The following is a 12,915-nucleotide window of genomic DNA, read 5'->3' as shown; positions in this document are numbered from 1 at the left end:
TAAAAAAGTGCGGCAAACTCTAACAATGGCAGGGATTTTGGGCAAGGAGCCAATATGTTAAATTGGCTGTTTTTCCGAGCAAGCCAGCAGAATTTCGCGGCCGTTAGACCGCCAGAAAGCTGACATGTTCCTCACTGCGGACCCAAATTCCGGTCTTTGTTTCCCCTGGAGATCCCCATGGCGCTTGAACGCTGCGACGTGGAAAAGATCGCCCATCTGGCCCGTCTGGGCCTGAATGATGGCGAACTGCCACGCATTACTGACGCACTGAACAGCATTCTCGGGCTGGTCGACCAGATGCAAGCGGTCGACACTACCGGCATCGAGCCACTGGCCCACCCCCTGGAGGCCAGCCAGCGTCTGCGTCCCGACCAGGTCACCGAGAGCAACCAGCGCGATACCTACCAGGCTATCGCGCCGTCGACCGAAAGCGGTCTGTACCTGGTTCCCAAAGTCATCGAGTAAGGGATAGAGCCTGCCATGCATCAATTGACCCTGGCCGAGATCGCCCGCGGACTCGCCGACAAGTCGTTTTCCTCCGAAGAGCTGACCGGCGCCCTGCTGGCGCGCATCAAGCAGCTCGACCCGCAGATCAACAGCTTCATCAGCGTCACCGAAGACCTGGCCCTGGGCCAGGCGCGTGCCGCCGACGCCCGTCGCGCCGCTGGCGAAACCGGCGCGCTGCTGGGTGCCCCGGTCGCCCACAAGGACCTGTTCTGCACCAACGGCGTACGCACCAGCTGCGGCTCGAAGATGCTCGACAACTTCAAGGCGCCATATGACGCCACCGTGGTCGCCAAGCTGGCCGAAGCCGGCATGGTTACCCTGGGCAAGACCAACATGGACGAATTCGCCATGGGTTCGGCCAACGAATCCAGCCACTACGGCGCGGTGAAGAACCCATGGAACCTCGAGCATGTTCCGGGCGGCTCGTCGGGTGGTTCGGCCGCGGCAGTGGCTGCGCGCCTGCTGCCAGCCACCACCGGCACCGACACCGGCGGTTCGATCCGCCAACCGGCGGCACTGACCAACCTTACCGGCCTCAAGCCAACCTATGGCCGGGTGTCGCGCTGGGGCATGATCGCCTATGCCTCCAGCCTCGATCAGGGTGGCCCGCTGGCCCGTACTGCCGAAGACTGCGCCCTGTTGCTGCAAGGCATGGCCGGTTTCGACGCCAAGGACTCCACCAGCATCGAAGAGCCGGTGCCGGACTACAGCGCCAGCCTGAATGCTTCGCTGCAGGGCCTGCGCATCGGCCTGCCGAAGGAATACTTCGGTGCCGGCCTCGACCCACGCATCGCCGACCTGGTTCAGGCCAGCGTCAAGGAGCTGGAAAAGCTCGGTGCGGTGGTCAAGGAAATCAGCCTGCCGAACATGCAGCACGCCATCCCGGCCTACTACGTGATCGCCCCCGCTGAAGCCTCGTCCAACCTGTCGCGCTTCGACGGCGTGCGTTTCGGCTACCGCTGCGAAAACCCGAAAGACCTCACCGACCTGTACAAGCGTTCGCGTGGCGAAGGCTTCGGTGTCGAAGTGCAGCGCCGCATAATGGTCGGCACCTACGCCCTGTCGGCCGGCTACTACGACGCCTACTACGTCAAGGCGCAGCAGATCCGCCGCCTGATCAAGAACGACTTCATGGCCGCCTTCAACGACGTCGACCTGATCCTCGGCCCGACCACGCCAAACCCGGCCTGGAAGCTCGGCGCCAAGAGCAGCGACCCGGTCGCCGCCTACCTCGAAGACGTCTACACCATCACCGCCAACCTGGCGGGCCTGCCGGGCCTGTCGATGCCGGCAGGCTTCGTCGATGGCCTGCCGGTCGGCGTGCAGCTGCTGGCGCCATACTTCCAGGAAGGCCGCCTGCTCAACGTCGCGCACCGCTACCAGCAAGTGACCGACTGGCACACCCGCGCCCCCAACGGCTTCTGAGGAACTCACACATGCAATGGGAAGTTGTGATCGGGCTGGAAATCCACACTCAGCTCGCCACCCAGTCGAAGATCTTCTCCGGCAGCGCCACCACATTCGGTTCCGAGCCGAACACCCAGGCCAGCCTGGTTGACCTGGGCATGCCCGGCGTACTGCCGGTACTGAACCAGGAAGCCGTACGCATGGCGTGCATGTTCGGCCTGGCCATCGATGCCGAGATCGGCAAGCGCAACGTGTTCGCGCGCAAGAACTACTTCTATCCGGACCTGCCCAAGGGCTACCAGATCAGCCAGATGGACCTGCCGATCGTCGGCAAGGGCCACCTGGACATCGCCCTGGAAGACGGCACCATCAAGCGCATCGGGGTAACCCGCGCGCACCTGGAAGAAGACGCCGGCAAGAGCCTGCACGAAGACTTCAGCGGCTCCACCGGCATCGACCTGAACCGTGCCGGCACCCCGCTGCTGGAAATCGTCTCCGAGCCTGACATGCGCAGCGCCAAGGAAGCCGTGGCCTACGTCAAGGCGATCCACGCGCTGGTGCGTTACCTGGGCATCTGCGACGGCAACATGGCCGAAGGCTCGCTGCGTTGCGACTGCAACGTGTCGATCCGCCCGAAAGGCCAGGCCGAGTTCGGTACCCGCTGCGAGATCAAGAACGTCAACTCGTTCCGCTTCATCGAGCGCGCGATCAACAGCGAGATACAGCGCCAGATCGACCTGATCGAGGACGGCGGCAAGGTGGTACAGGAAACCCGCCTGTACGACCCGAACAAGGATGAGACCCGCTCCATGCGCAGCAAGGAGGAAGCCAACGACTACCGTTACTTCCCAGACCCCGACCTGCTGCCGGTGGTGATCGAGGACAGCTTCCTCGAAACCGTCCGCGCCGGCTTGCCGGAACTGCCGACGCAGAAGGTCGAGCGCTTCCAGAACCAGTACGGCCTGTCGGCCTACGACGCCAACGTGCTGGCTTCCAGCCGCGAACAGGCGGACTACTTCGAGGAAGTGGTAAAGATCGGTGGCGATGCCAAGCTGGCTGCCAACTGGGTCATGGTCGAACTGGGCAGCCTGCTGAACAAGCTGGGCATCGAGATCGACCAGGCGCCAGTCAGCGCCGCACAGCTGGGCGGCATGCTGCTGCGTATCCGCGACAACACCATCAGCGGCAAGATCGCCAAGACCGTGTTCGAGGCCATGGCCGCCGGTGAAGGCGATGCCGACAGCATCATCGAAAGCAAGGGCCTGAAGCAGGTCACCGATACCGGTGCGATCGACAAGATGCTCGACGAAGTGCTGGCGGCCAACGCCGAACAGGTCGAACAGTACCGCGCAGCCGACGAGGCCAAGCGCGGCAAGATGTTCGGCTTCTTCGTCGGCCAGGCGATGAAAGCCTCCAAAGGCAAGGCCAACCCGGGGCAAGTGAACCAATTGCTCAAGGCCAAGCTCGAAGGGTGATTGTTTTATCCCTGTAGTCCTGCGAGGGCTTCGCCCTCGTTCGCGGCTGAAGCCGCTCCCACAGGTACAGCGCTGCTCTCGAAGCGGTGGTGTACCTGTGGGAGCGGCTTTAGCCGCGAATGGGCCATATCGGAGCATCTGAGTTGCTAAAGCGATCCCTGAGCACCCTCGCCCTCTTCACCCTGCTGGCCGGCTGCGCCAGCCAGGACATCGACGTCGACCCCGACGGCTACGACAAGACCGGCACTGCTTCCTATTACGGCGCTCGCCACCACGGTAAACGCACCGCCAGCGGCGAACCGTTCAACCAGCATGGCCTCACCGCCGCACACCGCAGCCTGCCTTTCGGCACCCGGGTACGAGTGACCAACCTGGCCAACCAACGCAGCGTCGTGGTGCGCATCAACGACCGTGGCCCCCATACCCGCGGCCGTCTGATCGATCTTTCACGTGCCGCCGCAGAAAAAATCGGCATGATCCGTAGCGGAACCGCGCGCGTGCGAGTACAAGGGCTTAGCGACTGACGCGACAGGAGTCCGACCATTTTCGACCTGGCTACCCTTCCCACCTTCAGCCTTCTGCAACTGGGCATCGCGCTGCTGTTGCTGATCGGCGGTGCCGAACTGCTGGTGCGCGCATCCCTGCGCCTGGCCCAGCGCCTGCATGTACGCCCGCTGATCATCGGCCTGAGCCTGGTGGCCTTCGGCAGCACTGCCCCGCAAATGACCGTGAGCCTTCAGGCCGCCTACCAGGGCGCGCCAGATGTGGCGGTGGGCAGCGTGATCGGCAGCAACATCTTCAACGTACTGGTCATTCTCGGCCTGGCCGCACTGATAATCCCGCTGCGCGTGTCGCGGCAACTGGTGCGCCTGGACATTCCCCTGATGATCGTCGCCAGCGGCCTGGTCTATGCGTTATCCGCCAACGGCCACCTGGGCCGGCTCGAAGGAGGGCTACTGCTGATCGGCCTGGTCGGCTACCTGGCAATGCTTTGGCACCAGTCGCGCCACTACGCCCGCACCTACCCCGCACCGACCACCGTCACCAGCAGCATCGGGCGCTTCTGGTCGGGTACGCTGCTGCAGGTGCTGGCCGGCCTGGGTCTGCTGAGCCTGGCAGGCCACTTGTTGCTGGAGGCCGCCGTGGAGGTGGCCACCGACCTGGGGCTGTCCGAGCGCATCATCGGCCTGACTGTCGTTGCCATCTGCACTTCTCTGCCGGAACTGGCCGCTGCGCTGATCGCCGCCCTGCGCGGTGAACGGGAAATCGCCGTGGGCACAGTGATCGGCAGCAACCTGTTCAACCTGCTGGCCGTACTGGGCCTGACTGCACTGGTCACGCCCGAGCCGCTTTCGATCTCACCCAATGCCTTGGCCTTCGACCTGCCGGTAATGCTGGGTGTTGCTGTGCTGAGCCTGCCGGTGTTCTATTCCGGTTACCGCATCACCCGCGCCGAAGGCCTGGTGTTCCTCTGCCTGTACCTGGCTTATGGGCTGCATGTAGCCGCGTTTACCATGGGCATGCCACTGGCCGGCCGCCTGGAGCGGTTGATGCTGTTCTATGTATTGCCGGTGCTTGCCATGGTGTTGCTGTACACCACCGCACGAGCCTGGCGCCGCCAACACTAAGGAAAACAACATGGCTGATAGCAAGAAAACCGGCGAACAGATTCGGCGCCAGGTGATGGGCGATGCGTTCGTCGACCGCGCCTTGGGCAATGCCACCGACTTCACCCAGCCACTGCAGGATTTTGTCAACGAACATGCCTGGGGCAGTGTGTGGGCCCGCGACGGGCTGCCATTGAAAACCCGCAGCCTGATTACCCTGGCGACACTGACAGCGCTCAAGTGCCCGCAGGAGCTGAAGGGGCATATGCGCGGGGCGTTGAACAATGGCTGTACGGTGGAGGAGATTCGCGAAGCGCTACTGCATTGCGCGGTGTATGCGGGGGTGCCGGCGGCGATCGATGCGTTCCGTGCGGCACAGGAAGTGATCGACAGTTACAAATAGGTTTTTCAGTACCGGCCTCTTCGCGGGTAAACCCGCTCCCACAGGTACTGCACAGGTTTCAGGGCCTGTGGGGTACCTGTGGGAGCGGGTTTACCCGCGAAGAGGCCAGTACTGTGTTACCTACCTTGCCTGGCGAGCCTTCTTCATCTTGAAGGCCACCCACAGCAGCAGGATCCACCCAGGGATCAGCATCACCGAGATGCGAATCGGCGGGGTCAGGTACATCACCACCAGGATCAGCACGATGAACGCCAGGCACAGGTAGTTGGTGACCGGGTGCCCCCAGCTCTTGTAGAACGGGGTAATCCCGGCCGCCAGCTTGGCCTTGCGGAACTTCAGGTGGGTAATACTGATGCTCGCCCAGTTGATCACCAGCGCCGACACCGCCAGGGCCATCAGCAAGCCAAAGGCCTCGCCCGGCATCAGGTAGTTGATCACCACGCACAGCCCGGTAGCGAAAGCCGACACACCCAGCGCGGTCAGCGGTACGCCGCTACGGCTTACCTTCAGCAACTGACGCGGTGCGTCGCCCTGGCTGGCCAGGCCGAACAGCATGCGGCTGTTGGCGTACACGCAGCTGTTGTACACCGATAGCGCAGCCGTCAGCACCACGATATTGAGGATGGTCGCCACCAGGTCACTGTCCAGTTCGTGGAAGATCATCACGAACGGGCTGCCACCCTGCACCACCTTCTGCCATGGGTACAACGACAGCAGCACCGCCAGGGCACCGATGTAGAAGATGAGGATGCGGTACACCACCTGGTTGGTGGCCTTGGGGATGCTCTGACGCGGGTTGTCGGCCTCGGCGGCGGTGATGCCCACCAGTTCCAGGCCACCAAACGAGAACATGATCACTGCCAGCGCCATCACCAGGCCGGTGACGCCGTTGGGGAAGAAGCCGCCGTACTGCCAGAGGTTGGCCACGCTGGCATCCGGGCCGCCATGGCCGCTGCTCAGCAGCCAGGCGCCGAAGCCGATCATGCTGACGATGGCCACCACCTTGACCAGGGCGAACCAGAACTCCATCTCGCCGTATACCTTCACCTGGGTCAGGTTGATCAGGTTGATCACCACGAAGAAGATCGCCGCCGTCGCCCAGGTGGGGAAGCCTGGCCACCAGTACTGAACGTAGATACCCACCGCTGTCAGCTCGGCCATGCCGACCAGTACATACACCACCCAATAGTTCCAGCCCGAGACGAAGCCGGCGAACTCGCTCCAGTACTGGTGGGCGAAGTGGCTGAAGCTGCCGGCCACCGGCTCTTCAACCACCATTTCACCGAGCTGGCGCATGATCAGGAAGGCCATGAGGCCGGCAATGGCGTAGCCCAGCAGGACGGAGGGGCCGGCCAGCTGGATGGTCTGGGCGATACCCAGGAACAACCCGGTACCGATGGCCCCGCCCAACGCGATCAGCTGGATATGGCGATTCTTCAGCCCGCGCTGTAACCGCTCGGGCGTGCTCTGGTCTTGCATGAAGTGTCCTTTAGCTCAGTGAGGCTGTGTTTTTTGTGTTGTTTGCAGTCAAGGATCTAGATCCATCCGCCCCACTGCAAGATGAAAATACCGATGTTGGTGGTGATCGCCGCCATCAGCGTGGTAATCACGATGATCGACGCCGCCAGCTCATGGTTGCCGTTGGCCGCCCGCGCCATGACGTAGCTGGCCGCTGCGGTCGGGCTGCCGATGTACAGGAACAGGATGCCCAGCTCGGCCCCGCGGAAGCCGCACAGCCAGGCACCGAGGGTGCCGAACAGCGGTAGCCAGACCATCTTCACCAGGCTGGCGTCGATGGCCAGCCTGCCACTGTCGCGCAGCGCCGCCAGCGACAGCGTGCCACCGATGCAGATCAGCGCCAGCGGCAGGGTCATCTGCGCCAGGTAGTCGCCCGAGGTCAGCAGCCAGTTGGGCAGCGGCACCTGGCCGTAGGCCATGGGCGTGGCCACCAGCACGCTGATGATCAGCGGGTTGCTGAGGATGCTTTTGCAGATGCTCCACGGGTCGGACTTCAGGTCCGAGCTGTACACCGCCAGCACCACTGCCGACAGCGAGTTGTACAGGAGGATGACCAGGCCGGCGAGCACCGCCCCCAGGGAGATGCCGTAGTCGCCGTAGAGACTGGCGGCCAGGGCCAGGCCGATCACTCCGTTGTTGCCGCGGAATGCGCCCTGGGTATAGATGCCCCGGTCGGCCAGCGGGCTGCGCCAGATGGCCAGGCCCCAGGCAATGGCGAAGCCGGCCAGGGTGGCGACGATGAAATAGAGAAGGACACCGGGCTTGACCGCCGTGGCCAGGTCGGCGTGATAGATGCCGAGGAACAGCAGCGCCGGCATGCACACGTTGAACACCAGCTGTGAGGCAACGCGGTTGAAATTGTCGTCGATCAGGCGAATACGTTTGAGCAGCACGCCCATGAACAGCATGGCGAAGACCGGTGCCGTGATGTTCAGTGTCTGGATAAGAAGGGCAAGCATGCGCAAGCGATCCTGGAGGGGTTGCCGTTAGGGGGCTAATGATACGCCAACGGCCGGGAGTTGCGGGGATCGCGGGGTGATAAAGAGAAGTTTCTGTCAGTTGCGGCCCTTTCGCGGGTAAACCCGCTCCCACAGGTACTGCACAGGTCTGGAGGCTTGTGAAATACCTGTGGGAGCGGGTTTACCCGCGAAGAGGCCGGTACTGAATCAGCGCCGAACCGGGCGCTTCTGCAGTTTGCGCTGCAAGGTCCGCCGGTGCATGCCCAGCGCCCGCGCGGTGGCCGAGATATTGCCTTCGTGCTCGTTCAGCACGCGCTGGATGTGCTCCCACTGCAGGCGGTCGACCGACATCGGGTTTTCCGGCACCAGGGTGTCCAGGTCGGTGTGCTCCGACAGCAGCGCCGCCAGCACATCATCGGCATCGGCCGGCTTGCACAGGTAGTTGCACGCGCCGCGCTTGACCGCTTCCACCGCGGTGGCAATGCTCGAGTAACCGGTCAGTATCACCACGCGCATTTCCGGATCCAGCTCCAGCAGCTTGGGCAGTAGCACCAGCCCGGAGTCGCCGTCCATCTTCAGGTCCAGCGTGGCGTAGTCCGGCAGGTCCTGCTGGGCCAGGATCAACCCTTCTTCGGCAGAGCTGGCAGTGCTCACGCGGAAACCGCGGCGGCTCATGGCACGGGCCATGACCCGGGTGAAGGTGGCATCGTCATCCACCAGCAGCAGGTGCGGCAGCTCTTCGCCTTCGACCTGGTTTTCTTCGCTCATCATTCATCTCCTCGCTTGCCATAGGGCAGGCGCAGTTCGGTCAGGGTGCCACCCTGTTCATGACTATAGAGTTTCACCGAACCGCCCGCACGGGTCACGCTGGCCTTGCTCAAGAACAGGCCCAGGCCGAAGCCTTTGCCTTTGGTGGTAATGAAGGGTTTGCCGATGGCTTCGGCGATGGCCGGTGGCACGCCGGGGCCATGGTCGCGGATGCTGATGACGATGTCATGGGCGTCCCAGTCCAGGCGCACTTCAAGGTCATCGGGGCAGGCATCGGCGGCATTGTTCAACAGGTTCAACAGCGCCTGGGTCAGGTCCGGCGGCGGGGTCAGGCGCGGCACCTGGCCGTCACGCAGGCGCTGGAAGCGGTAGCTGGCTTCCGGGCGCATCAGGTGCCAACGGTTGAGCGCTTCGTCCAGCCAGGCCGTCACATCCTGCTCCACCACGGCCAGGCGGCGGTTGGCTTCGGCGGCGCGCACCAGCTGTTGCAGGGTTTCCTTGCACAGCTTCACCTGGTCCTGAAGGATCTGCAGGTCTTCCTGCAGCAACGGGTCGGCGTGGTCCTGGCGCATCTCATTCAGCAGCACGCTCATGGTCGCCAACGGCGTGCCCAGCTCATGGGCGGCACCGGCGGCCTGGGTGGCCACGGCCAGCAGCTGCTCGTCGCGCAGGCTTTCTTCACGCCGCTCGGAACGCAGCTGCTCCTGGCGGCGCAGCTCTTCGGCCATGCGCGCGGCAAAGAAGGTGATCACCGCGGCGGCCAGGGCAATGCTCAACCACATGCCATAGACCTGCATCTTGTCCCGCGCCATCGGCAGGCCTTCGAGCGGGTAGAACTGCACCAGCAGCAGGCTGTAGGCGGTCAGGGCAATGCCGGAAAGGATCAGCGAATACAACCACGGCAAGGTGACTGCGGCAATCGCCAGCGGCACCAGGTAATACGACACGAACGGGTTGGTCGAGCCGCCGGAGTAATACAGCAAGGCACTGTGGATCAGCAGGTCGCAGGCCAGTTGCAGGGCATACTCCAGCTCGGTGACCGGCAACGACAGGCGCAGGCGCAGCGCCGTGAAGGCGCACAGCAGCGAAGACAAGGCCAAGGTGCCGGCCAGCGACAGCCAGGGCAAGGGCAGCAGCTCGGTCCAGTAGGCGACCCCCACGGAGCCGGCCTGGGCAGCCAGGACCAGGACCCGAATGACGGTCAGGCGCCAGAGGTTCTGGCGGGTAGCAGACAGCGGTTGTACGGCGGCGAGCATGAGCTCTCCTGATGAGTGCTCCAGAAAAATCGGCTGGAGTATACCGAAGCCGGGCGCCTCGCTGCAGCGATGCGGCAAAGCGCCACACTTTGTCACAGGTTGATGATGGCACTTTTGAACCCACTACACTGTTGCCGGTCTGATGGGCCATGCGTGGAATGGATGACCACAACCCACGCCTTATATTGCCAAGGAGTACCACATGCAAATCCCACGTCGCGGCACCGCCCTGATCCTGTCCTGCGGCCTGCTCGCCAGCCTGCCGGCACTGGCTGCCGATGAGCCGCGCTACAACCAGGTCTCGCTGCGTGCCGAAGTCAGCAAGGAAGTGGCGCGCGACCTGATGGTCGTTACCCTGTACAGCGAAGCGCAGAACACCGACCCGGGCAAGCTCGCCAAACAGATCACCGAAACCATGAACAAGGCCGTACAGCAGTCGCGCCAGGTCAAGGACGTGAAGATCAGCCAGGGCAGCCGCAACAGCTACCCGGTATATGACAGCAAGGGCCAGAAGATCACCGGCTGGCGCGAGCGCGCCGAGTTGCGCCTGGAAAGCGCCAACTTCCCGGCCCTCTCGCAGCTGACCGCCGACCTGCTGCAAGAGCTGAAGATGGGTGGCATGGACTTCTCCATCGCCCCGGCCACGCGCAAGGCCAGCGAGGATGCACTGCTCAAGGATGCGGTGGATGCCTTCAAGGCGCGCGCGCAACTGGCTACCGAGGCGCTGGGTGGCAAGGGCTACAAAGTGGTCAGCCTGAACCTGAACAGCAGCGGTTACCCACGCCCGTACCTGCGCAGTGCGCCGATGGCGATGAAGGCCATGGGGGCTGATGAGTCGGCACCGGCGCCGGATATCGAGGCCGGGACCAGTGAAGTGAGCATGAATGCCGATGGCCTGATCGAAGTGCAGATGCCTTAGATCCACGAAATACCTGTGGGAGCGGGCTTTCCCGCTCTCATGGAACGGCACATAACTCATTGAATTAGCAGGGACCCTGTGGGAGCGGCTTTAGCCGCGAACACCGGCGCAGCCGGTGCCATGCACCGCGTTGGATTCTTCGCGGCTAAAGCCGCTCCCACAGGGTACGCGGATCGCTTGCGAATCCAGTTGTCCGTCAAATTAGGATTTTCGGAAGTTTCCTACGCACCAAAAAGGCGCTTCCTACACTAACCCCGCCTCGAAATTTCCCGCAAAAAGCCATCATTTTGCCTGCGCAAACGTTCAACTTCGTTGAAAGTTATAGCAATGCGACATTCATGTACGCGCGTACCACTTTTCTGGCGCCAATCATCCTTCCCCGTATTGCATTGGGAACAGCCCCTGCATAAGTATCCGCAGGTCGGCTCACGAGGCCACCTCAATCGAAAAATGACAACAATGAGGCCACCATGCTCAAACACGCAGTCATTCCGTTCCTGCTAGGCGCAGGCTTGCTCTCCGCCGCACCGTCGGCCCTCGCCGCGTCCAACCTGGTGTTCTGCTCCGAAGGCAGCCCGGCCGGCTTCGACCCGGGGCAATACACCACAGGAACTGACTTTGACGCCTCGGCCGAGACCGTGTTCAACCGTCTGACCCAGTTCGAACGCGGCGGCACTGCAGTCATCCCCGGCCTGGCGACCAAGTGGGAAGTCTCCGACGACGGAAAGACCTACACCTTCCACCTTCGCGAAGGGGTCAAGTTCCACACCACCGACTACTTCAAGCCCACCCGCCCCTTCAACGCCGACGACGTGCTGTTCACCTTCAACCGCATGCTCGACAAGAACCACCCGTTCCGCCAGGCCTACCCCACCGAGTTCCCGTACTTCACCGACATGGGCATGGACAAGAACATCGCCAAGCTGGAAAAGCTCGACGAACACACGGTCAAGTTCACCCTCAATGAAGTCGACGCCGCGTTCATCCAGAACCTGGCCATGAGCTTCGCCTCGATCCAGTCCGCCGAATACGCCGACCAGCTGCTCAAGGAAGGCAAGGCCGCCGACATCAACCAGAAGCCGATCGGCACTGGCCCGTTCGTGTTCAGCAAGTACCAGAAGGACGCGCAGATCCGCTTCAAGGGCAACAAGGACTACTGGCAACCCGATGACGTGAAGATCGACAACCTGATCTTCGCCATCACCACCGACGCCTCGGTGCGCATGCAGAAGCTGAAGAAGAACGAGTGCCAGGTCACCCTGTTCCCGCGCCCGGCCGACATCCAGCCGCTGAAGCAGGACCCCAAGCTGCAGATGCCGCAGCAAGCCGGCTTCAACCTCGGCTACATCGCCTACAACGTGATGGACAAGGTCAAGGGCAGCAACGAGGCCAACCCGCTGGCCCAGCTGAAAGTCCGCGAGGCGCTGGACATGGCCGTGGACAAGAAAAAGATCATCGAGTCGGTCTATCAGGGTGCCGGCCAGCTGGCGGTCAACGCCATGCCGCCAACCCAGTGGTCCTATGACGACAGCATCAAGGACGCCTCGTTCGACCCTGAAAAAGCCAAGCAGCTGCTCAAGGAAGCCGGCGTCAAGGAAGGTACTGAAATCACCCTGTGGGCGATGCCGGTGCAACGCCCGTACAACCCCAATGCCAAGCTGATGGCCGAGATGCTGCAGTCTGACTGGGCCAAGGTCGGCATCAAGGCGAAGATCGTCAGCTATGAATGGGGCGAATACATCAAGCGCTCCAAAAGCGGCGAACAGGGCGCCATGCTGATTGGCTGGAGCGGTGACAACGGTGACCCGGACAACTGGCTGGGCACCCTGTATGGCTGCGACGCCATGAATGGCAACAACTTCTCCAAGTGGTGCTACAAGCCCTACGACGACCTGATCAAGCAGGCCAAGGCCACCTCCGACCAGACCAAGCGCACCGAGCTGTACCAGCAGGCACAGCACATCCTCAAGGAGCAGGTGCCGATCACCCCGATCGCCCACTCCACCGTGTACCAGCCCATGAGCGCCAAGGTGAAGGACTTCAAGATCAGCCCGTTCGCGCTGAACTCCTTCTACGGCGTCAGCGTGGACAAATAG

The 12,915-nt window shown here is 62.7% G+C and carries 12 protein-coding genes; 8 read left to right on the top strand and 4 right to left on the bottom strand.

The genetic code is table 11. The features are described 5' to 3' along the window. The first annotated feature begins 177 nt into the window (after positions 1-177). The 6 genes from gatC to R9B85_RS17270 all read left to right on the top strand — a co-directional run bounded on the left by gatC (position 178) and on the right by R9B85_RS17270 (position 5,399). Positions 178-465, top strand: a complete 288-nt coding sequence (gatC, locus tag R9B85_RS17295; protein ID WP_056795914.1) for an Asp-tRNA(Asn)/Glu-tRNA(Gln) amidotransferase subunit GatC — start codon at positions 178-180, stop codon at positions 463-465. Positions 466-480: 15 nt separating this feature from the next. Further along, positions 481-1,932, top strand: a complete 1,452-nt coding sequence (gene gatA, locus R9B85_RS17290) for an Asp-tRNA(Asn)/Glu-tRNA(Gln) amidotransferase subunit GatA (RefSeq protein WP_112250758.1) — start codon at positions 481-483, stop codon at positions 1,930-1,932. An 11-nt stretch (positions 1,933-1,943) separates the two neighbouring features. Then, positions 1,944-3,389, top strand: coding sequence for an Asp-tRNA(Asn)/Glu-tRNA(Gln) amidotransferase subunit GatB (gene gatB, locus R9B85_RS17285; RefSeq protein WP_013971062.1), 1,446 nt, complete (start codon positions 1,944-1,946; stop codon positions 3,387-3,389). Between the two features lie 143 nt (positions 3,390-3,532). Beyond that, positions 3,533-3,913 carry a septal ring lytic transglycosylase RlpA family protein gene (locus tag R9B85_RS17280; RefSeq protein ID WP_181457309.1) on the top strand — a complete coding sequence of 127 codons (381 nt, stop codon included), beginning with the start codon at positions 3,533-3,535 and terminating at the stop codon, positions 3,911-3,913. Between the two features lie 60 nt (positions 3,914-3,973). Further along, positions 3,974-5,017 (top strand): calcium/sodium antiporter, encoded by a 1,044-nt coding sequence (locus R9B85_RS17275; protein WP_423771069.1) that lies wholly within the window; start codon positions 3,974-3,976, stop codon positions 5,015-5,017. A 10-nt stretch (positions 5,018-5,027) separates the two neighbouring features. Next, positions 5,028-5,399 (top strand): carboxymuconolactone decarboxylase family protein, encoded by a 372-nt coding sequence (locus tag R9B85_RS17270; RefSeq protein WP_423770398.1) that lies wholly within the window; start codon positions 5,028-5,030, stop codon positions 5,397-5,399. A gap of 120 nt (positions 5,400-5,519) precedes the next feature. On the opposite strand, the gene R9B85_RS17265 is transcribed toward R9B85_RS17270, so the two are convergent. From R9B85_RS17265 to R9B85_RS17250, 4 genes are all read right to left on the bottom strand, one after another. Further along, complete coding sequence (locus tag R9B85_RS17265; RefSeq protein WP_112250749.1) at positions 5,520-6,878, bottom strand: amino acid permease; 1,359 nt, start codon at positions 6,876-6,878, stop codon at positions 5,520-5,522. 56 nt (positions 6,879-6,934) lie between these two features. After that, positions 6,935-7,876, bottom strand: coding sequence for an AEC family transporter (locus R9B85_RS17260; protein ID WP_423770397.1), 942 nt, complete (start codon positions 7,874-7,876; stop codon positions 6,935-6,937). Between the two features lie 207 nt (positions 7,877-8,083). Continuing rightward, positions 8,084-8,644 carry a response regulator transcription factor gene (locus R9B85_RS17255; RefSeq protein ID WP_025337806.1) on the bottom strand — a complete coding sequence of 187 codons (561 nt, stop codon included), beginning with the start codon at positions 8,642-8,644 and terminating at the stop codon, positions 8,084-8,086. Beyond that, the gene (locus tag R9B85_RS17250) at positions 8,644-9,900 is read right to left on the bottom strand and encodes an ATP-binding protein (protein ID WP_025337805.1); all 1,257 of its coding nucleotides are present in this window, start codon (positions 9,898-9,900) and stop codon (positions 8,644-8,646) included. The genes R9B85_RS17255 and R9B85_RS17250 overlap by 1 nt, the downstream gene beginning before the upstream one ends. A gap of 202 nt (positions 9,901-10,102) precedes the next feature. Between R9B85_RS17250 and R9B85_RS17245 the strand changes: the two genes are divergently transcribed. Together R9B85_RS17245 and R9B85_RS17240 are read left to right on the top strand one after the other, a co-directional pair. Beyond that, a complete protein-coding gene (locus R9B85_RS17245; protein WP_015269044.1) occupies positions 10,103-10,819 on the top strand; it encodes an SIMPL domain-containing protein in 717 nt (238 codons plus the stop codon). A gap of 470 nt (positions 10,820-11,289) precedes the next feature. After that, positions 11,290-12,915, top strand: a complete 1,626-nt coding sequence (locus R9B85_RS17240; protein ID WP_423770396.1) for an ABC transporter substrate-binding protein — start codon at positions 11,290-11,292, stop codon at positions 12,913-12,915.

The sequence above is a fragment of the Pseudomonas sp. NLJ1 genome, assembly GCF_049486705.1.
Lineage (GTDB): Bacteria > Pseudomonadota > Gammaproteobacteria > Pseudomonadales > Pseudomonadaceae > Aquipseudomonas > Aquipseudomonas inefficax.
The sequence above is the reverse complement of the archived record's forward strand: the minus strand, read 5'-3'. Positions and strand labels throughout refer to the sequence as shown.